The organism is Empedobacter sp. GD03861 (assembly GCF_029840885.1).
Taxonomy (GTDB): Bacteria; Bacteroidota; Bacteroidia; order Flavobacteriales; family Weeksellaceae; genus Empedobacter; species Empedobacter falsenii_B.
In genome coordinates this window covers 20512-41922 of record NZ_JAOCDJ010000002.1, presented here as the reverse complement: position 1 = coordinate 41922, position 21411 = coordinate 20512, and the positions used below count along the sequence as shown (strand labels likewise).

At 31.5% G+C, this 21411-nt stretch carries 25 protein-coding genes and 1 tRNA gene; 8 read left to right on the top strand and 18 right to left on the bottom strand.

Going from position 1 to position 21411, the window contains the following annotated elements; genetic code table 11:
- Nucleotides 1–14 precede the first annotated feature (14 nt).
- The gene (locus tag N5D03_RS01370; protein ID WP_280050735.1) at nt 15–776 is read right to left on the bottom strand and encodes a hypothetical protein; all 762 of its coding nucleotides are present in this window, start codon (nt 774–776) and stop codon (nt 15–17) included.
- A 72-nt stretch (nt 777–848) separates the two neighbouring features.
- On the opposite strand from N5D03_RS01370, the gene N5D03_RS01365 reads away from it, so the two are divergent.
- Nucleotides 849–1421 carry a nitroreductase gene (locus N5D03_RS01365; RefSeq protein ID WP_125349571.1) on the top strand — a complete coding sequence of 191 codons (573 nt, stop codon included), beginning with the start codon at nt 849–851 and terminating at the stop codon, nt 1419–1421.
- A gap of 109 nt (nt 1422–1530) precedes the next feature.
- The gene (locus N5D03_RS01360; protein ID WP_280050734.1) at nt 1531–2364 is read left to right on the top strand and encodes an alpha/beta hydrolase-fold protein; all 834 of its coding nucleotides are present in this window, start codon (nt 1531–1533) and stop codon (nt 2362–2364) included.
- Between the two features lie 51 nt (nt 2365–2415).
- Here N5D03_RS01360 and N5D03_RS01355 read toward each other — a convergent pair whose 3' ends face one another.
- Together N5D03_RS01355 and N5D03_RS01350 are read right to left on the bottom strand one after the other, a co-directional pair.
- Nucleotides 2416–2913: a GNAT family N-acetyltransferase gene (locus N5D03_RS01355; protein ID WP_260509600.1), complete on the bottom strand. Its 498-nt coding sequence runs from the start codon at nt 2911–2913 to the stop codon at nt 2416–2418.
- Nucleotides 2914–2945: 32 nt separating this feature from the next.
- Entirely contained in the window at nt 2946–3407 is a 462-nt protein-coding gene (locus tag N5D03_RS01350) for a DinB family protein (RefSeq protein ID WP_038336414.1), read from the bottom strand.
- A gap of 134 nt (nt 3408–3541) precedes the next feature.
- Here N5D03_RS01350 and N5D03_RS01345 point away from each other — a divergent pair, with 134 nt between their 5' ends.
- The 4 genes from N5D03_RS01345 to N5D03_RS01330 all read left to right on the top strand — a co-directional run bounded on the left by N5D03_RS01345 (nt 3542) and on the right by N5D03_RS01330 (nt 6438).
- On the top strand, nt 3542–4642 hold the full coding sequence (locus N5D03_RS01345; RefSeq protein ID WP_114998705.1) for an Mrp/NBP35 family ATP-binding protein: 1101 nt from the start codon (nt 3542–3544) through the stop codon (nt 4640–4642).
- A gap of 14 nt (nt 4643–4656) precedes the next feature.
- On the top strand, nt 4657–4947 hold the full coding sequence (locus N5D03_RS01340; protein ID WP_114998704.1) for a NifU family protein: 291 nt from the start codon (nt 4657–4659) through the stop codon (nt 4945–4947).
- Nucleotides 4948–5056: 109 nt separating this feature from the next.
- Entirely contained in the window at nt 5057–5827 is a 771-nt protein-coding gene (locus tag N5D03_RS01335; protein ID WP_280050733.1) for a DUF3108 domain-containing protein, read from the top strand.
- Between the two features lie 17 nt (nt 5828–5844).
- Entirely contained in the window at nt 5845–6438 is a 594-nt protein-coding gene (locus tag N5D03_RS01330) for a hypothetical protein (RefSeq protein WP_280050732.1), read from the top strand.
- 7 nt (nt 6439–6445) lie between these two features.
- On the opposite strand, the gene aat is transcribed toward N5D03_RS01330, so the two are convergent.
- Both aat and N5D03_RS01320 read right to left on the bottom strand, forming a co-directional pair.
- Complete coding sequence (gene aat / locus N5D03_RS01325) at nt 6446–7078, bottom strand: leucyl/phenylalanyl-tRNA--protein transferase (protein WP_280050731.1); 633 nt, start codon at nt 7076–7078, stop codon at nt 6446–6448.
- Nucleotides 7079–7162: 84 nt separating this feature from the next.
- Nucleotides 7163–7534 carry a DUF3127 domain-containing protein gene (locus N5D03_RS01320; RefSeq protein WP_038336420.1) on the bottom strand — a complete coding sequence of 124 codons (372 nt, stop codon included), beginning with the start codon at nt 7532–7534 and terminating at the stop codon, nt 7163–7165.
- A gap of 117 nt (nt 7535–7651) precedes the next feature.
- Here N5D03_RS01320 and N5D03_RS01315 point away from each other — a divergent pair.
- Nucleotides 7652–7733, top strand: a tRNA-Leu gene (locus N5D03_RS01315).
- Between the two features lie 343 nt (nt 7734–8076).
- Nucleotides 8077–8316 carry a CsbD family protein gene (locus tag N5D03_RS01310; protein ID WP_280050730.1) on the top strand — a complete coding sequence of 80 codons (240 nt, stop codon included), beginning with the start codon at nt 8077–8079 and terminating at the stop codon, nt 8314–8316.
- Nucleotides 8317–8358: 42 nt separating this feature from the next.
- Here N5D03_RS01310 and N5D03_RS01305 read toward each other — a convergent pair whose 3' ends face one another.
- From N5D03_RS01305 to nadA, 13 genes are all read right to left on the bottom strand, one after another.
- Nucleotides 8359–9483 (bottom strand): GNAT family N-acetyltransferase, encoded by a 1125-nt coding sequence (locus N5D03_RS01305; RefSeq protein WP_280050729.1) that lies wholly within the window; start codon nt 9481–9483, stop codon nt 8359–8361.
- Between the two features lie 46 nt (nt 9484–9529).
- A complete protein-coding gene (locus N5D03_RS01300; RefSeq protein ID WP_280050728.1) occupies nt 9530–10051 on the bottom strand; it encodes a DUF4833 domain-containing protein in 522 nt (173 codons plus the stop codon).
- A gap of 48 nt (nt 10052–10099) precedes the next feature.
- Complete coding sequence (locus N5D03_RS01295) at nt 10100–10702, bottom strand: hypothetical protein (RefSeq protein ID WP_280050727.1); 603 nt, start codon at nt 10700–10702, stop codon at nt 10100–10102.
- 4 nt (nt 10703–10706) lie between these two features.
- Complete coding sequence (locus N5D03_RS01290; protein ID WP_280050726.1) at nt 10707–11345, bottom strand: VTT domain-containing protein; 639 nt, start codon at nt 11343–11345, stop codon at nt 10707–10709.
- Between the two features lie 50 nt (nt 11346–11395).
- On the bottom strand, nt 11396–12067 hold the full coding sequence (locus N5D03_RS01285; RefSeq protein ID WP_180905395.1) for a DedA family protein: 672 nt from the start codon (nt 12065–12067) through the stop codon (nt 11396–11398).
- Between the two features lie 9 nt (nt 12068–12076).
- The gene (locus tag N5D03_RS01280) at nt 12077–12442 is read right to left on the bottom strand and encodes a YraN family protein (RefSeq protein WP_125349580.1); all 366 of its coding nucleotides are present in this window, start codon (nt 12440–12442) and stop codon (nt 12077–12079) included.
- Nucleotides 12443–12451: 9 nt separating this feature from the next.
- The gene (gene upp, locus N5D03_RS01275) at nt 12452–13087 is read right to left on the bottom strand and encodes a uracil phosphoribosyltransferase (RefSeq protein WP_280050725.1); all 636 of its coding nucleotides are present in this window, start codon (nt 13085–13087) and stop codon (nt 12452–12454) included.
- Nucleotides 13088–13092: 5 nt separating this feature from the next.
- The gene (locus tag N5D03_RS01270; RefSeq protein ID WP_114998688.1) at nt 13093–14034 is read right to left on the bottom strand and encodes an LD-carboxypeptidase; all 942 of its coding nucleotides are present in this window, start codon (nt 14032–14034) and stop codon (nt 13093–13095) included.
- Nucleotides 14035–14163: 129 nt separating this feature from the next.
- On the bottom strand, nt 14164–16605 hold the full coding sequence (locus tag N5D03_RS01265; RefSeq protein WP_280050724.1) for a TonB-dependent receptor: 2442 nt from the start codon (nt 16603–16605) through the stop codon (nt 14164–14166).
- 480 nt (nt 16606–17085) lie between these two features.
- Complete coding sequence (gene nadC / locus N5D03_RS01260; protein ID WP_280050723.1) at nt 17086–17949, bottom strand: carboxylating nicotinate-nucleotide diphosphorylase; 864 nt, start codon at nt 17947–17949, stop codon at nt 17086–17088.
- A complete protein-coding gene (locus tag N5D03_RS01255) occupies nt 17949–18839 on the bottom strand; it encodes a hypothetical protein (protein ID WP_114998683.1) in 891 nt (296 codons plus the stop codon). The genes nadC and N5D03_RS01255 overlap by 1 nt, the downstream gene beginning before the upstream one ends.
- The gene (gene nadB / locus N5D03_RS01250; RefSeq protein ID WP_221856070.1) at nt 18839–20404 is read right to left on the bottom strand and encodes an L-aspartate oxidase; all 1566 of its coding nucleotides are present in this window, start codon (nt 20402–20404) and stop codon (nt 18839–18841) included. Before nadB ends, N5D03_RS01255 begins: the two co-directional genes overlap by 1 nt.
- Nucleotides 20404–21408, bottom strand: coding sequence for a quinolinate synthase NadA (gene nadA / locus N5D03_RS01245; RefSeq protein ID WP_038337116.1), 1005 nt, complete (start codon nt 21406–21408; stop codon nt 20404–20406). Before nadA ends, nadB begins: the two co-directional genes overlap by 1 nt.
- Between the last annotated feature and the right edge of the window lie 3 nt (nt 21409–21411).

Below are 21411 nucleotides of genomic sequence, written 5' to 3'. Positions count from 1 at the left end.
CGATAAAATTAATATTATTCTTGATTTGTACCAAGTAGATCAATTTCTGTTTTTTCATCATCTGTCAAAATCATATCTTTTAACATAAAGTATACCATCATATAGCCAATTGGATAGGTTGCAAGAGCACCAACATAACAAGCAATAGCACCAATTGAAGCAACCAGACTAACCACAATCGCCATTAAAACCATCCACCAAAAATTCTTTTTTACAATTGCATAAGAAGTTTTCATTGCGTCAATAGCGCTCATGTTTCCGTAATGAATAAGATACGGAGCCAGATAAATGCACGCTTGTAGGAATAATAAAAATATCGTCGCCACTAAGATATATAACATACCGAAAAGTGATGAACCAATCATTAATGCTGGATTTACATTTTCGGGATCATTAAACATAAGTGGTAAAAAAGAAAAAATAATATAAGGCGACAAAACGACAAGCGAAACTCCCATTACGATAAGTGTTAAAAGGAAATAGCTTCCTATATTTTTGAAACCTCCAAAAAAGTCACCTAGTTCTACTGACATTTTGTTTTCGGCACGTTCTGCTCCAATCATAAATCCCATTATAAGTGGATACATCACAAAAAGCAATCCGATTACAGTGAAGGAAGTAAACATATAAATAATAGCTGCGACAAGAGCATAAATAACAAATGGCTGCCAATTATTTTGGAAAAGTTCTAATGATTGATTGAAATATTTCCCAATATCAAATTGAAATTTATTGTTTTTGTAATACTCAATTTTGTTGTAATCTAATGTTTTCATCTTAACGTTGGTTTTATTGAAATTAATGTAAATTTGCTTGATTAGTAGAATAAAATTAATAATTGTTACAACATGAATGCAAACGATTTATTATCAATCATAAAAAATAGACGCTCTATATTTCCTCCGCAATACACACAAGAAGAAATTACACGCGAAGAATTGAATCAAATTTTTGAGGCAGCAAACTGGGCACCATCTCATAAAAAAACAGAACCTTGGCGTTTTGTCGTTTTAGAAGGTCCTGCAAAAGACCGTTTCCGCGAATACGTAAAGCGTGTTTATGTGCAAGGAACGCCAACAGATCAATTGAGCGACAGAAAAATAAATGCATTAATTGAGAAATGTGATAAGTCGAATAAAATTGTTTTAATCAATTTTATCAACACAGAAAAAAATCCTGAATGGGAAGAATTAGCTGCAACCTCTATGGCTGTTCAAAATATGTGGTTAATGGCAAGTGCGCTAAAGATTGGTGCATATTGGTCTTCTCCAGCAAATGTAATTGCAAATGTTGATGAGTTTACAACTATGGAAGAAGGTGAAAAATGCGTTGGTGTTTTCTATATGGGAAAAATTGAAGGAGAAATCCCAGAAGCTATTCGTCAACCAATCGAAGATAAAGTGAGATTTTTAGAATATTAAAAATCTTCTGAAAATAATTTGAGAAAGACTACTATTTTTTAGTGGTCTTTTTTATTAAATAGAAAATCAACTCTTTATGATTTTTGTATATTTGAATAAATACTTTAATATGAAATACATGAAATCGATTTTTAACTACTTATTAGTTGTAATCTCTATTAGTTTTTTTACATCTTGCAAAAACTCTAATCTGCCTGTTTACAACGATCCAATCCCGAAACACGAAACATTTACAATTGATTCTAAAATTCTAAATGAAAAACGAGTTATTAATGTTTGGGTTCCAATAGAATATTCGACTTCTCAGGATTCGTTATCCGTTTTGTATATGCCTGATGGCGGAACAAAAGATGATTTTCCACATATTGCAAACACATTAGATAGTTTGATTACTTCGAAAAAAATAAAACCAGTTATTTTGGTTGGAATAGAAAATATACAACGTCGCAAAGATTTGAGTCCACCAACTGAAAATGAAGAAGATAAAAAAATAGCCGATGTTGTGGGAGGTTCTAATCAATTTAGAAACTTTGTCAAGGATGAGTTATTTCCTGAAATCACGAAAAAGTATCGCACTAAAAATAATAAAGGAATTATTGGCGAATCGTTGGCTGGATTATTTATCATGGAAACTTTTCTGAAACAACCAGAAATGTTTGATTATTATATTGCAATTGATCCTTCACTTTGGTGGAACAATCACAAAATGTTATTGAATTCAAAAAATGATTTAGCTAAATTTCCTTCAACTCCAAAAAAGTTATGGTTTGCAGGATCTGGAGCAAGTGATATTTTACCTTATACAGATGATTTGAAGAATATTTTGACGCAAGAAAAACTTCCAAATCTACAATGGAATTATTCTCCAGAACCTAAAGAAGAACATGCTACAATTTACAGAGCAACTAAAGAAAAAGCATTGATTTGGAGTATTGGTAAATAAAATTTATCTGATAAACAAAAAACCCTCACTTCAAATGAAGTGAGGGTTTTTTTATGCGATTCGTTTTCCTAAAATAGTTAAACTTCTTTCTATTCCGTCTAAAATTGCAATATTGGGATAATTTCCCCATTCTTCGAAACCAAAATGTTTGAATAATTTCAAGCTCGGTTCATTATGCGAAAAAATAAAACCTAAAATCGTTTTGATTCCAAATTCTGCTGCTTTCGTAATGCTATATTCCAACACTTGTTTTCCTAAACCTTTTCCACGTTGCATAGCATCTAAATAAATGCTAATTTCTACAGTTGCATCATAAGCTGGTCTTCCATAAAAAGATTGAAAACTTACCCAACCTACAATGTCTTTCAATTCATTTTCTACAACCCAAAGTGGTCTTTTTTCAGGTGAATGTTCTTCGAACCATTTTGCTTTACTTTCAACTGAAACTGGTTCTGTATCGGCAGTTACTAATCGCGAAGCTATTGTAGAATTATAAATTTCTGTTATTTTTTCTAAATCGCTTCGTTTAGCATCTCTGTATGTTAACATCTAAATTTTTAAATTTTATTCTCTTTTTGATTTTAAAAAGGAATATTCTTTTTCATCGCCATCATATAGCCCAAATGCATTGCTTCGTGAATATTGTTGTACAAAATTGCATCTTCAATCGATTCTAACGTCATACCAAAACTTGTTTTATATGATCGATAATACGATAGTTTTTCCGAACGATAATCCTTGAACATCTGCATTGGTGTACTTTCCAACATTTCCTTCAATTCTGTCACATCTTCTTCCGTTACTTCCGTATTTCCGATTGTTCCTTTTTTATACTTCTGAATAAACTGAATATCGACCAACATCCTATTATCGGTTAAATAATAATGGATCAATTGCTGTGTTGCCAAAACGTGAGCCGCATTCCAAAACAAATTGTTTTTATAGCCAACAGGTATATAAAGTAGTTGTTTCAGAGAGTGTTGTTCAAGCTCATCAATAATCTGTTTTCTTATATTCGTCAGATAAATAATATGCTCTTCCATAGTCAGATTTAAAGTTTAAATATACATCAAATTAAGTCTATTTATCAAATTATAAAGCAAAACAATTAAAATCACGTTTTTAGATTATTTAAAGTCTTTGATTCTTCGTAATTTTGTCTCATTAAATTTAAAAGATGGCTTACACAAGAGATCAAATATATCAAGTATTAGAAGAATTAGGTATTCGCAATTGGATGCGTAACGCTCAAGTGATGGGAAATGATATTATATTGGATATTGTTTCTCCTTCGCCTGCAATGCACGAACGCAAGCGTTTGGAAATTGCGTTGAAAAATGCATTTAAAGAAAATTTACCTGAGTCAAATCTTAAACTTAACATTTCTGTTGAAGTTGAAGAAAAAAATCCGAACGAAATCAAAGGTTCTGAATTGCCAGGTGTTAAAAATATTATCGCTGTAGCATCAGGTAAAGGTGGTGTTGGTAAATCTACTGTTTCATCAAACTTAGCAATAAGTTTAGCAAACATGGGATTCAAGGTAGGTTTATTAGATGCTGATATCTACGGACCTTCTATGCCAATTATGTTCGATTGTCAAGATGCTCGTCCATATTCTGTAGAAGTTAATGGAAAAACGAAAATAAAACCAGTAGAAGCTTACGGAATTAAATTATTATCAATTGGATTCTTTGCTGATACAGATCAAGCAATTGTTTGGAGAGGACCGATGGCTGCAAAAGCATTGAATCAAATGATTCGTGATGCACATTGGGGAGAATTAGATTTCTTATTAATCGACTTACCTCCAGGAACAGGTGACATTCATTTATCTATCGTTCAACAAGTTCCAATTACAGGAGCTGTTGTAGTTTCTACGCCTCAAAATATTGCATTAGCAGATGCAAAAAAAGGAGTTGGAATGTTCCAAATGGAAGCGATTAATGTTCCAGTTTTAGGAATTGTAGAAAATATGGCGTATTTTACACCAGAAGAATTACCTAACAACAAATATTATATCTTTGGACAAAATGGTGCAAAGAACTTAGCAGAACAAATTGGTGTTCCTTTCTTAGGCGAAATTCCAATTGTACAATCTATTCGCGAAGCTGCTGACGTTGGTCGTCCAGCTGCAATGCAAGAAGATACTGTTGTAGCTAATGTTTACAAAGAAATTGCACGTAACGCAGTACAAAGTTTAGTAGAACGTAACAATACTTTGCCTCCAACAGAAGCTGTTCGTATTACAACGATGGCAGGTTGTTCGGCAAAAAATTAAAAAAGTAAAAGATCATGACTCCAGAAGAAAAATATTCAGAAGTTGAAAAGGCCTTAACTGAAATTAGACCATTCTTAAATTCAGATGGAGGCGATATCGAATTAGTATCTGTAGAAGATAATATTGTAAAAGTTCGCCTTACAGGTGCATGTATAGCATGTTCTGTCAACCAAATGACCTTAAAGTCAGGTGTTGAAATGACCATCAAAAAATATGTTCCAGAAATAGTTTCGGTTATCAATGTTTCAGATTTTGAAACTTCAACTGAAGCAGATCAAATATCTTCCTTAAAAGAAGAAAATTAGAATATCATTAGATTCTCATAAATTAAAACGCCTTTATATCAATTTATAAAGGCGTTTTATTATTTTTGGCAAACAATTTGAATCTTAACCTCAAAACCAAAAATTCAAAATGAAAAAATATATTTTATTTTTTACTTTTATTGTCCTTTCATTTGCATTGCCTTTAAATGCTCAAAACAACTACAAAGTTGGCGAAAATCTAAAATTTAGAGTTCATTATTCTGGATTGAATGCAGGTTTTGCTTCCATTGATGTAAGAGAAGCTACATTGAATGGAAAAAGCCATTATCACATCATAGGAAAAGGAACTTCAACAGGTGCTGTGCGTGCTTTTTTTAAGGTAGATGATAATTACGAATCGTATATTGACAAAACAGATTTGAAACCTACAAAATTTGTTCGAAATATTGTAGAAGGAAGTTACAAACGTCATCAAATCTATTATTTTGATCATGCCAATAGAAAAGCAAAAGTTGAAAATAAACGAGATGGAAAAGTAACGACAGAAACAATTCCGTACGATGCGCAAGATTTACTTTCTGCTTTTTACAGCTTACGTAATGCCAATCATGCCACTCTTAAAACAGGAGATTATTTGAACGAAAATATTTTTCTTGGTGACGAAACGCTTAAATTTCGATTGAAAGTTTTGGGACGTGAAACCTTAAAAACAAAATTCGGAAAAATTGCAGCAATCAAAATTCGTCCGTACGTACAATCTGGTCGTGTTTTCAAAGAATCAGAATCGGTTACAATGTGGGTTTCTGACGATGATAACTTAGTTCCATTAAAAATAAAAGCTGGTTTATTAGTTGGATCGTTAAATGCAGATCTTAACGAGTATAGCAATTTAAAATATCCTATTACTTTTACGAAGTAATATTCTTGATCATTAGCATGAAGAATGTATTAATTCTTTTAGTCATAGCATTCATTACGATTGGAGCTTTAAAAATTTTCAAAACTGAAAAATCTCCAATTACAATAAATCTTCAACTTGAAAAAAAATCTTCAACAAAATTGAATAAGCATTCTTATGGTTGGATATTAGATCAGATAAAAGATGATGACTTAATTATTTCATCAGATTCTGTCATTGTAAATGATTATGAAGTGAAAATAGATATCCAAAATACCGAAAAAAAAGAGATATATCTATGGATGATGAATTGTTCTTGGGATCAAAATTTCGAAATCAATAATAATTATATTCAATTTTATAATCAAGGATGTGATAAAAATTCGCCTCAACTTTTCAAGATTGCACCTAATTCAAAAATTACATTAAAAGGAACTTTACGAAAAGATTTAAAGTTTCAATATGGTGATGATAATTTTGACAATGAAGTAAAACTTACAAAAATAGGTTTAATTATTATCGATGATATTTATAATCCAAAACTAAAAATGTTTGATTATGACTTAAATATTAAAGATAAAAGCAAGCATAAAATTATTTGGAGTAATGGAATCGATTTACTTGACAATTAGTAAAATTTTATTTCTCCAAATATTCCAAAAAAACATCACTCGGAATTTCCATTGCACCCAAACTCGCTAAATGCTCTGTATAAACTTGACAATCGATCAATTTATATTTCTTGTGATATTTTGCAACAAATTGTATAAAACCCGCTTTGGAAGCATTGCTCACTTTCGCAAACATACTTTCTCCACAAAAAACATCGCCCATATCAATTCCATAAAAACCGCCAACCAATTCGTCGTTTTGCCAAACTTCGATACTTTTAGCAATTCCCATTTTATGTAAAATACAATATGCTTCGATCATATCATTTGTAATCCACGTTCCGTCCTGATCCTTTCTATACGCTTTCGAACAATTTGTAATCACTTCTCGAAACGCTTTATTTTCTGAATACGTAAATATTTGATCTCGAAAAACTTTCTTCATCGATTTCGAAACATGTAAATTTTCTGGAAATAAAACAAATCGATCTTGTGGAAACCACCAAATAATTGGATCTTCTTCATTAAACCAAGGAAAAATTCCTTTCTGATAAGCCAAAATTAGGCGTTCTGGCGAAAGATCTCCTCCAACAGCTATAATTCCCTCGCTATTCACTTCATCGTAATCAGGAAAGATTAAATCAGAACTTAACCAATACATATCGTTTTGTGTATAATTTATATAAAATTAAAAAAACGTGTCCAATAAAGAACACGTTTAGTATTAATTGATGTTTTGTTTTCCTTAGAATGGTAAATCATCATCATCTCCGTTAGAAAAAGTATCTACTGGAGGCGCTGGTGCAAAATTATCGTAACCTTGAGGTGCTTGTGCAGCTGCATTTGCCATATTTTCAATTCTCCACGCTTGGATTGTATTGAAATATCTTGCTACACCTTCTGGGTTCACCCACTCGCGACCACGAATGTTGATAGAAACTTTCACTTCATCACCAGGTTTGTAAGCATTCAACACGTCTGTCTTATCTTGTGTAAGCTCAATTAAAATATCTTGTGGATATTGTTCTTGCGTTGTAACAACGAATTCTCTTTTCTTGAAACTTGCAGTAATATTTTGAGTTTCAAATACTTTTTTAATTCTTCCTGTAATTTCCATTTTTGTAAAAGCTTTGTACAAATTTAGAATGTAAAAAAAGATTAAAAAAATTTTATTTCGAAATTTTGTTAGAAAGAAAACTTGTGTATATTTGCAATCCAAATCGGTGAGATTTTAGCGGGCGTGGTGGAATTGGTAGACACGCTAGACTTAGGATCTAGTGCCGCAAGGTGTGGGAGTTCGAGTCTCCCCGCCCGTACAACAGAAAAGACTTTGAAATATTTTCAAAGTCTTTTTTTATGATTTATTGTTTTCTAATGATTTATAATATTTTTCATAAATTTAGATCATTATTTGGTTATAAGTTGGTTTGGTATGTATTCGAAAAGAAAAAGAAATTTGAAATCTGGAGGTAGAACTATCCCCATTTTTGAATTTATAGTGGTTGTTATTATCATCATAATTTTGATTTACTTCGCAGTTTTCTAAGGAAATTATTCTTCATTTTTTTTAACATTAATTTATAATTATTTCATTATCTATGGTTTAATATTTGTTCGTTATAGATAACAAATCTATTAACAACTTATAAAACAAAAATTATGGACAAATTACAATTAGAAGGAAAATGGAATCAAATCAAAGGATCTGTTAAACAAAAATTTGGAGATTGGTTTGATGATGATGATACTTTTTTGAATGGAAAATTTGACGATATCGTTGGAAAAATTCAAGAAAAAACAGGAAAAACAATCGAAGAAATTGAAAGTACAATTAGAGATTGGGTTGACACAGATGATGATGCAGAAGATAATGCGAAAAATAATCAACCACAAGCTTAGTTGATATAGAAAATGGTTAGAATTTAGGTTCTAACCATTTTTTTATTCTTCTATATTTTTATAAAATGTTTTTCTACGTTTATGGATAACAGGATCAAAGTTTTTCCATAGTTGTTGCACTTTTGTATTTTCCTCAAGCAAAGGATTAGTTTCTAAAGTTTTAATTCCTCTTGCTATAAATCGATCATAAAGTTCTTTAAAAATCAAGGCATTTACACCTTTATTTTGATAATGAGGATCAATTCCAATCAAATAAAATTCGACATGATCGTTCTTTTTTTGCGCTTGCATCAAATGCCACCAACCAAATGGGAACAACTTTCCTTTCGTTTTCTGGAAAGCTTTCGAAAATGAAGGCATTGTAATCGCAAAAGCAATCATTTTGTTGTTTTTATCTTTTACACACGAAATAAAATCAGGATGAATAAATTTTAGATATTTCTTTTTGTAATGTTCAACCTGAAATTTTTCTATCGGGACAAAACTTTGCAATTCTGCATACGTCACATTCAACAAATCGAACATCTCATCAACATAAGGTAACATTTCGTCAATTGTATCAAATTTATACGTATCAATTTCGTAACGTTTTTTGAGCATTTCGCACAATTTATCCATTTGCTTTACCTTGCCCAAATTCGCAATATCAATAGAATATTCTAACCATTCGGCTTTTGGTTGATAACCTAATTCTTGCAAATATGTTGGATAATATTCGTAATTATATAAACCGATTAGAGTGGCAACTTTATCAAATCCTTCTGTTAATAATCCAGCTTTATCCATATTCGAAAATCCCATCGGACCTTCTATATAACTCAATTTATTGTTTTTAGCTATGTTTTCAACAGTTGTTAACAACGCTTCAAGAATGTTGATATCGTCTTTAAAAACTAACCAACCAAACCGAATTTTAGTCTTTCCAAGTTCTTTTACTTCGGTCCAATTAATAATCGAAACAATTCGTCCAACCACTTCTTTGCCTTTGTAAGCTAAAAAATAGTTAGCATCAACCGTCTCAAAAATTGCATTATTTTTATCAAAACTTGCGAGTTCATCTTTCTTTAAAGAAGGCACCCAATACGGATTATCTTTATACACTTCAAAAGGTAAATCGACAAATTTCTTCATTTCACTTGGCGTGTTCACCTCTTTTACTTCGATCATATGCTATTAAATTGCGTCTTACAGATTCTAATTTAGGAAGATTTTTTTAGAGAACAATTTTCTCTTCTACAGATTTTCCGTTTTTATCTTTTCCGTAAAATAAAATATAATCAAGCTTTACCGAAATTCCTGCCGTTCCTTTTTTCTGTTTCAAGAAAACGCGATTCAATGTTATCAACTTGTTATTAACAGTTGTTTGAACAATTGGATTTTTTTGAGAATCAAGTTTAAGCGTTAATTTTTGAGTTGGATAAGAAACCAATGTCAACTGAAAAACATTCTTTTCAATTTTCTTGATGTCCAAACCATACGCCAATTTCTTTTGTATAGAAGTCAAGGGCTTTTTCGAACCATCTTCAGCATAAAGAATGCGATAAATATCAACTGGATTATCATCATCTAAAATCCCTTTGCTCGAAAAAAGCGCATCGTAAACAAACGTATTTTTATTGTCGTTGTGTTGAATATAAAATAATCTATTTTCTGATTTTGGAGGAACGGGATAACCTTGTTGTGCATTTACAACAAAAGAAAAAAGGATAGAGCAAATAATTAATATGTTTTTCATTAGTTGATATTTTTGAGGATAGAAGATATGAATTATTTGAATGATTATCTAAATCCAAATAAAAAGTTTCGAAACTTTAACTTGTACAATATTATTTTGATCAAGAAAATCTTGTGGAAAGTTGATTAAATCTGAAATTGAAACGACGTTTTCATTCTGAATAAAATTATATTTACCATGACCAGTTTGATATTTAGAACTTTTATTAGAAACTTCATGATTGATTTCAATCATTTCATCTTCTAAATCTATTGTAACTTCTGTTTCTTTTTCTATAACTAACAAAGCTTTTTTATTCCTGAAAAAATAAATCTCGCGCTTAGATTCCTTGAAGAGATGATTGTAAGTATTCGAAATTGGAATAATAAAAGCAAAGAATAGTATCAAAGAAATCATTCCAATAATTATGTTTGTTAAAGTGAAATCTTTCACAAACAATAACTGATAAGCTACAAATAAAAAAGTGAGACAAAGAATTGCGAAAAGAATCGTATTGAAAACTGAAATATAGCTTACAAAAGCAATCTTGACGCGAATAACTTCATCATTTTCGTGTTTATATTCTTTTTGTGAATCAATGATAAATAAAATAATAGGTAAAAAGATAATCAACAAAAGTAAGATGATGAAAATCGAATTTTCTGTGTTCATTTTTTTATTTCTTCATTTTCTCTTTGACGAATTCTACAATAATTGGAATTAAAGAAAACACAATAATTGCCATGACAACTATCTCGAAATTGTTTTTGATAAATGGAATTGTTCCAAGGAAATAGCCAGCCAATGTAATCCCGAAAACCCAAATTGTTCCTCCGATAAAATTATATTTGATAAATGTGCCATAATGCATTTTAGAAATCCCTGCAACGAAAGGTGCAAGCGTTCTTACAATCGGAACAAAACGTGCAATTACAATGGTTTTTGAACCATATTTTGTAAAGAAATCTTCGGTCTTTAGTATCGCAGAATCTTTAATAATTCGTTTACCGAAAATTTTAGTTGTAACTAATTTCGTTCCTAAGGTTTTCCCAATCGTATAATTGACTGTGTCGCCTGCAATTGCCGCGATCCAAAGTAAACCTAATACAATATAAATATTGAGTTGAGCTGGAAAAGCCGCAGCTAACATCCCTGCTGCAAATAAAAGCGAATCGCCAGGTAAAAAAGGCATGACAACCAAACCTGTTTCGATAAAGATTAAGAGAAATAAAATCAAGTAAAACCAATGTTGATAATCATTCAAAATGGTTTCTAAATATTTATCGATATGTAGAATATAATCTAAAATTTCCATGATTTAAAGGTATAAAAAAACTCGACCGAAGTCGAGTTAAGTTTTTATAGTTATTCTTGTTCAGCTACCTTTTTTTTGCCGAACTTTTCTTTGATAATTTCCACTAAAATTGGAAGTACAGAAGCGATTGTTATTCCTAAAATTACTTTAGAAAAATTATTTTGAACCCATTCTATATTTCCTAAAAAGTATCCAATAAGTGTTAAACCAACAACCCATAACACGGCTCCAATCACATTATATGTAATGAAAATAGAGTATCCCATTCTCCCAATTCCTGCAACGAAAGGCGCTAAAGTTCTTACAATTGGTACAAAACGTGCAATTACAATGGTTTTTGAACCGTATTTTTCGTAGAATTCGTGCGTTTTATTGATATGTTCTTCTTGGATGAAATTTTTACCAAAAATCTTAACTTTAGTTGCTTTGTAACCAACTTTCTTTCCGATGGTATAATTCAATGTATCACCGAGTATCGCGGCCACCAAAAGAATTGCAATCATAATCCACACATTCATATCATTTGTTTCTTGTGCAGCTAACATCCCTGCCGCAAACAACAATGAATCTCCAGGTAAAAAAGGCATCACAACTACACCTGTTTCCACGAAAATGATTAAAAATAAAATTGCATACAACCACAAACCATATTCATTTGCAAACTCTGCTAAATGTTGGTCGATATGCATAATAAAGTCAAAAAGACTCATAAATACTTCCATAAAAGTTGATTAAATTTCCGAAGCATTAAATGCATTTTTGATATGATTTACGCTCCAAGATTGTTGTTTTTTTAAAAGTGCTAAAATATCAAATCTTACCTCAGAAATAAAATTATTTTTCTGAATAAAATCATCTGCGGCAAGAATTAACAATTTCTTCTTCTTTGTGTTAACAGAACTTTCTGGCTCCGCAACATAATTTGAAGTACGACTCTTAACCTCTATAATAACAATCTCATTTTCAAATTGAGCAATAATATCGATTTCGGCTTTTCTGAAAAAATAATTTCGAGCCAATATTTTGTATCCATTTTGGATTAAATAATTAACGGCAAAATCTTCTGCTTCTTTTCCGAAATCGTAACTAATACTCATTCAAAAAAATTATTTTGTCCCGTACAAACGATCTCCAGCATCACCTAAACCTGGAACGATGTATCCATTTTCATTCAATTTTTCATCCAAAGCAGCTAAGAAAATTGGAACTTCTGGATAAACATTTTGTACCGCTTCCACTCCTTCTGGACAACCAACTAAACAAGCCAAACGAACAGATTTTGCTCCTTTCTCTTTTAGAATTTCAATTGCTTTGATTGCAGAACCTCCGGTTGCTAACATTGGATCTACCAAAATCACATCGCGAGAATCTAAATCGGTTGGTAGTTTACACAAATATTCGACAGGTTGCAATGTATCATGATCGCGGTAAAGCCCAATATGACCAACTTTCGCAGTTGGAATTAATTGATGAATTCCTTTTACCATTCCCAATCCTGCCCGTAAAATTGGAACAATAGCCATATCACTACCTTTTATCTTATAACCAATTGTTTTAGTAATTGGAGTTTCAACCTCGATTTCTTCTAGTTCTAGATTACGTGTAATTTCATAACACATTAATCCTGAAATTTCATCAACTAACTCTCCAAATTCTTTTGTAGTTGTTTCTTTATCACGCATTTGCGTAATTTTAGCTTTTACTAATGGATGAGTAATGATGGTTAAATTATCTTGTTTCATATCTATTATTCTATAAAATACAAATTTACACTATTTGAAGTTATATTCAATCTGACTTTTGCCCCCATTTTAAGCGCAACATTATGTCCTGTATGTCCTGATGGAAAATTAAATGCTATAGGAATATTTAAATCTTTTGTAAAACTATGTATTACTTCATAAGTCGTTGAATCAAAAGGATGATTATAATTTTCTTTATTCTCATCTTCAGTATCCATATGAGTAAAATTTCCTAAAATTATTCCTTTTACTTGATTTAGAATATTATTCCTTTTTAGATTCATCATCATTCTATCTACTGCATACCAGTTTTCAAACCAATCCTCTAAAAATAATATTTTATTTTGAGGATTATTTATAGCTGATTCACTTCCCAAAAGTGAATAAACAATGGACAAATTACCTCCTACTAATTCTCCTTCTACTTCTCCTAGCTGATTAAAACGATGACTATCTTTTATATGATATTCTATTTTGTTTCCAAACAAAACATCATAAACACTTTGATATGATGAAGGATGATAAATTGTATCTGCTAATTTTTTTGCAGTAACTCCATGTAAAGTTTGGAAACCTAATCGGTTAAAATGATTATGAAAAACTGTAATATCAGAATAACCAATAATCCATTTTGGGTTTTCTCTAAATTTATCTATGTTTAAGCTGTCTATAATTTTTACAGATCCATATCCTCCTCTCGCACACCAAATAGCTTTAATATCATCATTATCCAAAGCCCACTGAAAATCTTCTGTTCTTAATTCATCAGTTCCTGCATAATGATATCCCAAATCAAATTCAGCATAAACATTTTCTCCTAATACAGGAGTTAATTTCCAAGTTTTTATTAATTGAATTACTTCGTCCAATTCTCCAAACAACATTTGTTTGGCTGGAGCTACAATTGCTATTTTATCACCTTCTTTTAAAAAGTTGGGCTGAATCATTTTTGTAAAATTACCTGTCCCAAAGATAGAAACAAAAAATACATGAGTGAACCATTAACTTGAATTTTATCAACAAAAAAACCAATCTTTAATAGATTGGTTTTTTTATAAATTATATATAACAACTAATTATATTGTAATTTTTATTGTAGCATTCCATGTTCTTCCGTATCCGAAATAAACTTGGTTGTTTACGTTAATTCCTTTATATGTATCAGCTCCTTTGTAATCTGCTTGATAGTTTGTAGTTGCTTCAGAAATATAAATGTGGTTAAATACATTATTTACATTAAAACGTAAAGTTAATTTATTTCTATCTGTTAATTTATGCTCCCAAGAAATACCAGCATCCATTAAATTGTATGAAGGCAATTTTAAATTACCAGATCCACTTGTTGATGTATCATCAACTACAGAACTAACTCTTGAACTATATAAATCTCCTTGATAGCGATAATTTGCATTAACAGAAATACTCTTTATGACTTTATAATTCATACCTAATCCAAATTGTGTTTGTGCAGCATCTCCTACTTTCAATTTATCAAGGTTTTCGCTTGTAGTATCTAAGTAATTTTGATTATCTCCATATACAAATGTCGTAGATTGTCCTCTATATTCCCAATCTCCTAAAGAAGCGAAACCTGTCAATTCTAATACTCTCATTAGTTTGTATCCCATTTCCAGTTCTAGTCCTTTATGTCTTTGTTCAACACCTTGGTTTACTAAATTTATAATTGAACCACTTTCTACGCCGTATTTACTTATATCAGTTGATGTAGCAGTTCTAGAGTCTGTTGTTACACGATTTTTCCAATTTGTGTAATATCCATTCAAGTTTGCCCAAAAATTTCTAGCTTTGAATTTATATCCAAACTCTATACCTAATACCTCTTCATTTTTAGTATTATTATTTGCTTCATTACTATTTCTTAAAAATAAAGCTCTACTAAATGGCTGGCGAGAATAGAATCCAGAGTTGGCAAAAATCATGTGATTTTCTGCTATAGTAAAACTAACACCTCCTTTTAGGTTATATCCCCAGTTTGATAATTTTTCAGATTTTTCGTTTTCTTCAGTATATTTAAAATAATCCCAACGTTGATTAGTTTGATTAGATACCGATCCTTGAAAAAATGTACTAAATGCATCTGTTGAATACTCTAACTGAGTAAATAAACCTCCATAATTCACTCTTTCTCTATCATCATAACTCGTTTTTTCTGTGTCATTCTTAGCGTAATTATTCAATTTCCATGGATCATTTGTAGAAAACGTTTTGGAAACATTATAACCATTTGGATATCTAACATTTGTCCCCGATCTTACAGTGTAGTAATCACCTCCCATTAAATTCGCTAATTGTTGAAAATGATCTCCTTCGTATGCTCTAAGATCAAAACCTACATTCAAATTTAATTTGTCTGTGAATTTATGCTTTAGATTAGAAAGCATTCCATACCATTGATGATTGTTTACGTTAGATCTTATGGCATAACTAGAAGCTCCACCTGCTTGACTTTGTCTATCAAACTGATTTTGGATTAATTTTAATCCTGTATCAGAGTCAGTTGTCGCTCTACCCAAAGGTCCTGTTCCTCCTCCACGACCCCAAGAACCATAAAGAACTGTAGATAAACTAGTTTTATCATTTATATCAAAATCCCAGTTTATATTCATTACGGGTTTATGGTAGAAATTTCTTCTTTCATTATACAGTTCACCATGTAAATAACCTTGATTTCCATTGAACTTACGCCCATATTTCAAAAGAGTTGATATTGGTTGAGCATAATTTTGATCATGCCACTGAGGTGCTCCTGTCAATAAGAAGTTTAATGTATGATTTTTAGATGGTTTATAGCCAAATGAGATAAAATAATTTTGTCCTTGACCTTTAGTACCATCATTGTATCCGTTACCTTGCCAATGACTTAATAATAAGGAAACACCAAATTTATTATTGATTAACCCTGTATTGTAGGCTAATGTCGAAGTGTAATAATCGTCATTTGCTATTCCTGCTCTAAAAACACCTCCTTCTTTCTTTTCTGTAGCTTTTGTTATAAAGTTATATGTTCCCCCTACAGATGAAATGGCTATTTTTGATGATCCTAAACCTCTTTGAATTTGAATTGCAGAAGCTATATCAGACATACCCGACCAGTTTGACCAATATACTCTACCACTTTCCATATCATTGATTGGTTGCCCATTCAATAAAAATGCCGTGTTAGATTGATCAAAACCACGTGTAACAACTCTAGAATCACCAAACCCTCCTGATTGTCCTGCTACATATACAGATGGTGTATTAACAAAGGCTTTGGTAATATCATCACCTCCTCCAGTGCTTCGCTCTATCTGTTCTTTAGTAATTGTAGTTGATGCAACTGGTGTTTTTCTGTCTTCAGCTAGATCAATTACTCCTTTACCTATAATTAATGTCTCTACTAAAGACACATTTTCGTCCTCTTGTTGAACAACTTTTGTAGAATCTGTTGGTTCAACAACTTGAGCGAAAGATAATGTTGCCGTTAAGGCAAAAGCTCCTACTAATAAAAGCTTCATTGAGTTTAACCTCATCTTATGAAATAGTTTAAAAGTTTACTTCTGCAAATTTCTATACTTTAAATGAGATTATTGTTAAATTATGGTAAAATTTTATAAAATCAATTAACATCTTAAATATTATTTACAGTATTTTATTCAAAACAGTCGATATTTTATCAATATTTTAAATTACATGAAGTAATTGTATTAAATATTAAAGATTATTTAATATTTAATTAAAAATTAACATAACGAAAATGTTAATTTTTAACATTAATTATCAGCCTTCGCTGATTTTTTTTCAGAAAAAAGATAAAAACTCAAGAAAAAATTAATTATTTAGAATCAGTATTAATAAAATTAAATTCAATAACTTTTTTATTTATAAGCTAATACTAATAAATTTTCAAACAAATTATTTCAAATACAATACAACTAACGTTAAAACCTGTTGTATAGTATACTTAATTACAAAAAAGAATTAAAATGTTAAAAAAACTAAGCTTTCACAGCTTTCAAACTTAAGTCAAAGTTAGGAGCAGAATGAATAATTGCGCCAGAAGAAATAAAATCAACACCAGTTTCGGCAATTGCACGAACAGATTCTTTTGTAATTCCACCCGAAGCTTCAGTTTTTACTTGTCCATTTATATATTGAACAGCTTCTTTCATCGTTTCGAGATCAAAATTATCCAACATAATAAAATCAACATTTGCCTCCAAAGCTTCTTTTACCTCATCCATATTGCGCGTTTCCACCTCTATTTTTAAATGTAAATGATGTTTTGCTAAATAATCTTTGGTTTGCGCAACTGCTTTAGTAATATTTCCACAAAAATCGACATGATTATCTTTTAACATCACCATATCGTATAATCCAAAACGATGATTCTCTGCTCCTCCAATTTTAACGGCCCATTTTTCGAACATCCGGAAATTAGGTGTTGTTTTTCGTGTATCCAAAATTTTGGCATTTGTACCGCTTACCAATTCCATCATTTCATGTGCATAAGTCGCAATACCAGACATTCGTTGCATACAATTCAACGCTAATCGCTCGCAAGTTAAAATTGATTGCGAAGAACCTTTCACTTTGAACGCAATATCACCAAATTGAACTTTATCGCCATCATTTATATATTGTTCTATTTTTAAAGATGGATCAAACGTATCGAAAATAATTTTTGCTAATTCAATTCCAGCTATTATTCCGTTATCTTTCACTTTCAGTTCAGCTTCTTGAATTGCATCATACGGAACCGACGCTAAAGTTGAATGATCGCCATCGCCAACGTCTTCTAAAAAAGCTTGACGAATAAAAAGTTGTAATTTTTCTTGTGTGATATATGGAGGAAAATTCATTATCTATATGTTAAGGATGCAAATTTTGATTGATTAAATTCTTTCTTGGTTTTGTATTCATAATATTCAGCCCAAGTACCGTTTTCTTCACGCACAACTGTAATCAACACTTGTACTGAAGGATCATTTTCGAAGAAATTTTTGATTTGAAGTTTATATTCTTTGTCATCAATTTTACCTTTTGTAATGTCAATTGCTCCAGATTTAAAAGCCACATCAAAAGCAGTTGCATAAGGATCAATAGAAGCCATTTCGAAAAGATTAGAAAACTTTCCTAAATAATATTCTCGACTTCCATTATTACCAAAAGTTGTTAAATTAAATTCTTTATCAATTCTTACTTCAATCGTTTCTTCATCAGTTTTTAAAGTAAACAATACACGATTTTCTGAAGGGAAAGTTTCAAAATCATTATTTTTTTCTGCCGATTCGTAACGTAAAGGCATTGTATATTTCATCGCAACCGCTTTTCCATCGACTCCTTTTGCAGGCGTCATTTTCAGATTAGCTCGCTCCATTTTATTGTTCAACAAAACTAAACTCGACAATGCTACACTATTAAAAATTGGATTTGAACCATCAGTCGAGACATCATCAAAATTACCATCTTCATTGATTTTAAAACCTAATTTAGATTGAGCAGTTTCGATATGAAGATAATCAGCAATATTAGAAAAGAATGAAATTTGAGTTTGAATATCTTGATTCAAATTTTTGTTCATACAAGCCTGTAGTTCGCTATTTTCTTTTAAATTTTCACAACCAAAATACACAACCGCTTTCTTAGCTTCTTTACCAAAAGTCAAACTTACGTTTTGTTTTTCTTTCGAATTTTGAGCAAAAGAAAAACTTATTGCAAAACATGCAACGAACAGAAATAATTTCTTCATTAATTAAAATCTTTGTTATAAAAAGTTCCTCGATTTTCTTTTTGATTGATACTTTGCTCAATGATTAAATGTGCGACATCAACCAAATTTCGAAGTTCTAAAATTTTAGGCGAAACAATCGTAAAATAATAAATTTCTTTGACCATTTTCTCAATTTCATTGATACGATTCTGTGCAATTTGCAAACGATTATCACTTCGTACAATTCCGACCAATTCGCTCATCATCGCTTGTAATTGTTTGCGTAAATAAGAAATCAATACTAATTCTTCTTGCACTTTCATCCCTTCTTCGTTCCATTCTGGAAACTCAAAATTATAAATCGAAAATTGATTATCATTTAATAAATCGACCGTTTTTAACGCTGCACGATGACCAAAAACCATCGCTTCCAACAACGAATTCGAAGCTAAACGATTTGCACCATGTAAACCTGTATTAGAACATTCGCCAACCGCAAACAAATTCTCGATAGATGTTTTTCCTTCTAAATCGACGTCTATTCCACCGCACAAATAATGCGAAGCAGGAACAACCGGAACCAATTCGGTAAACATATCGTAGCCTTCGGATTTACATTTTTCGTAAATATTAGGGAAATGTTCCAAGAATTTTTCTTTCTCTAAATGTCGACAATCAATATAAACATAATCATCTCCGCGCAATTTCATTTCGTTGTCAATCGCACGCGCCACAATATCACGAGAAGCCAATTCTTCACGTTCATCATATTTGTGCATAAACAACTGGCCATCTTTCGTACGCAACTTCGCACCAAAACCACGAACTGCTTCCGAAATCAGAAATAACTGTCCATCAAATTCGCTATAAAAAGCTGTTGGATGAAACTGAATAAATTGCATTCCCGAAACGGTTGCTTTCGCACGTCGAGCCAACCCTATTCCATCGCCAGTTGCAATGATTGGATTCGTCGTATTTTTATAAACATGACCAACTCCGCCTGTTGCTAACAAAGTTACTTTGGCTAAATGTTGTTCAACTTTATCTGTATTCAAATCTAAAATATATGCACCAAAACATGTTGTTTTCTGAGTTATAATACGATTCAAATGATGTTCTGTAATCAAATCTACTACAAAATGATGCGTAAAAACTTGAATATTTGGATATTCTTTGATTGCTTCTAACATCGCGCGCTCAATCTCCCAACCTGTCACATCTTTATGATGAACAATTCTGTTTTCGGTATGTCCACCTTCACGACCAAGGTCATAAATTCCTTCGTTATTTTTATCAAAACGAACGCCCCAATCTATAATTTCATTGATACGTTCTGGTGCTTCTTTTACGACAACCTCAACCGCTTCCAACTTACACAAACCATCTCCTGCACGAAGCGTATCTTCGATATGTTTCTCGAAACTATCTTTCTCGAAATCGCTCACAACAGCTACTCCGCCTTGCGCATATTTCGTATTGGTTTCGTCTTTATTTGCTTTGGTTACAATGGTAATTTTCGCATCAGGATTTCGAATCGCGATTTTCAACGCATACGAAAGTCCAGCAATTCCAGAACCAATGACTAATACATCTTGAATAGCCATTATTTGATTTTTTCTGATAAATCTAACATTCTATTAATTGCAGCTAACGCTTTAACTCGTAATTCTTCTTCTATTTGAATTTCTGGCAATTCATATTTCATGCACAGATATAATTTTTCTAATGTGGATAATTTCATATAAAAACATTCAGAACAATTACACGATTCATCTTGAACCAAAGCTGGAATTAATGTTTTATTCGGCGCAAGTTTTTGCATTTCGTGTAAAATTCCTTCTTCCGTTGCCACAATAAATTCTTGTGCATCATTTTCTACCACATAATCTAACAAACGAGAAGTTGAACCAATAAAATGTGCGAATTTCAATAAATCTTCTTGCGCTTCTGGATGCGCAATTAATTTTGCATTTGGATGATCAGCCATTTGTTGTGCAATTCTTTCCAAAGAAAAAGCTTCATGAACAATACAAGCACCGTCCCACAAAATCATTTTGCGATTACAAACTTGATTTAAGTATCGACCTAAATTACGATCTGGTGCAAAAATAATTTCTTGATCTTCTGGCAACGAATTAATAATCGCTTCCGCATTCGAAGAAGTGACAATAATATCCGACTCTGCTTTAACACCCGCATCACAATTGATATAACTTACCACAATTGCATTTGGATGTTGCTCACGCAAACCACGCAAACCTTCTGCCGAACAAGAATCTGCCAAAGAACAACCTGCTTTTGTATCTGGTAAAACCACTTTTTTAGACGGATTCAAAATCTTTGCGGCTTCCGCCATAAAATGAACACCACAAAAAACAATCATATCAGCTTCAGTTTTTGCAGCTGCACGAGCCAATTGTAGCGAATCGCCTAAATAATCTGCTAAATCCTGAATTTCTCCTGACTGATAATAATGCGCCAAAATCACCGCATTTTTCTCTTTACGTAATTTATTGATTTCCGCAATCAAATCGGTTCCTTTTGGAATTTCTACATCCAAATAACCTTTATAATCTAGTTTTTCTATTGCTTGTTCTAATGTATTCATTTG

Excerpts from the sequence above, each read along its gene's own strand:
- N5D03_RS01370 (WP_280050735.1), bottom strand. The coding sequence starts at position 776 with ATGAAAACATTAGATTACAACAAAATTGAGTATTACAAAAACAATAAA.
- N5D03_RS01280 (WP_125349580.1), bottom strand. The coding sequence starts at position 12,442 with ATGAGTATTAGTTACGATTTCGGAAAAGAAGCAGAAGATTTTGCCGTT.
- upp (WP_280050725.1), bottom strand. The coding sequence starts at position 13,087 with ATGAAACAAGATAATTTAACCATCATTACTCATCCATTAGTAAAAGCT.
- N5D03_RS01300 (WP_280050728.1), bottom strand. The coding sequence starts at position 10,051 with ATGAAAAACATATTAATTATTTGCTCTATCCTTTTTTCTTTTGTTGTA.
- N5D03_RS01255 (WP_114998683.1), bottom strand. The coding sequence starts at position 18,839 with ATGAAGAAATTATTTCTGTTCGTTGCATGTTTTGCAATAAGTTTTTCT.
- N5D03_RS01265 (WP_280050724.1), bottom strand. The coding sequence starts at position 16,605 with ATGAAGCTTTTATTAGTAGGAGCTTTTGCCTTAACGGCAACATTATCT.
- N5D03_RS01335 (WP_280050733.1), top strand. The coding sequence starts at position 5,057 with ATGAAAAAATATATTTTATTTTTTACTTTTATTGTCCTTTCATTTGCA.
- nadB (WP_221856070.1), bottom strand. The coding sequence starts at position 20,404 with ATGGCTATTCAAGATGTATTAGTCATTGGTTCTGGAATTGCTGGACTT.
- N5D03_RS01330 (WP_280050732.1), top strand. The coding sequence starts at position 5,845 with ATGAAGAATGTATTAATTCTTTTAGTCATAGCATTCATTACGATTGGA.
- N5D03_RS01345 (WP_114998705.1), top strand. The coding sequence starts at position 3,542 with ATGGCTTACACAAGAGATCAAATATATCAAGTATTAGAAGAATTAGGT.
- N5D03_RS01350 (WP_038336414.1), bottom strand. The coding sequence starts at position 3,407 with ATGGAAGAGCATATTATTTATCTGACGAATATAAGAAAACAGATTATT.
- N5D03_RS01340 (WP_114998704.1), top strand. The coding sequence starts at position 4,657 with ATGACTCCAGAAGAAAAATATTCAGAAGTTGAAAAGGCCTTAACTGAA.
- N5D03_RS01360 (WP_280050734.1), top strand. The coding sequence starts at position 1,531 with ATGAAATACATGAAATCGATTTTTAACTACTTATTAGTTGTAATCTCT.
- N5D03_RS01320 (WP_038336420.1), bottom strand. The coding sequence starts at position 7,534 with ATGGAAATTACAGGAAGAATTAAAAAAGTATTTGAAACTCAAAATATT.
- N5D03_RS01355 (WP_260509600.1), bottom strand. The coding sequence starts at position 2,913 with ATGTTAACATACAGAGATGCTAAACGAAGCGATTTAGAAAAAATAACA.
- N5D03_RS01295 (WP_280050727.1), bottom strand. The coding sequence starts at position 10,702 with ATGAACACAGAAAATTCGATTTTCATCATCTTACTTTTGTTGATTATC.
- N5D03_RS01365 (WP_125349571.1), top strand. The coding sequence starts at position 849 with ATGAATGCAAACGATTTATTATCAATCATAAAAAATAGACGCTCTATA.
- aat (WP_280050731.1), bottom strand. The coding sequence starts at position 7,078 with ATGTATTGGTTAAGTTCTGATTTAATCTTTCCTGATTACGATGAAGTG.
- nadC (WP_280050723.1), bottom strand. The coding sequence starts at position 17,949 with ATGAATTTTCCTCCATATATCACACAAGAAAAATTACAACTTTTTATT.
- nadA (WP_038337116.1), bottom strand. The coding sequence starts at position 21,408 with ATGAATACATTAGAACAAGCAATAGAAAAACTAGATTATAAAGGTTAT.
- N5D03_RS01305 (WP_280050729.1), bottom strand. The coding sequence starts at position 9,483 with ATGATCGAAGTAAAAGAGGTGAACACGCCAAGTGAAATGAAGAAATTT.
- N5D03_RS01310 (WP_280050730.1), top strand. The coding sequence starts at position 8,077 with ATGGACAAATTACAATTAGAAGGAAAATGGAATCAAATCAAAGGATCT.
- N5D03_RS01290 (WP_280050726.1), bottom strand. The coding sequence starts at position 11,345 with ATGGAAATTTTAGATTATATTCTACATATCGATAAATATTTAGAAACC.
- N5D03_RS01285 (WP_180905395.1), bottom strand. The coding sequence starts at position 12,067 with ATGGAAGTATTTATGAGTCTTTTTGACTTTATTATGCATATCGACCAA.
- N5D03_RS01270 (WP_114998688.1), bottom strand. The coding sequence starts at position 14,034 with ATGATTCAGCCCAACTTTTTAAAAGAAGGTGATAAAATAGCAATTGTA.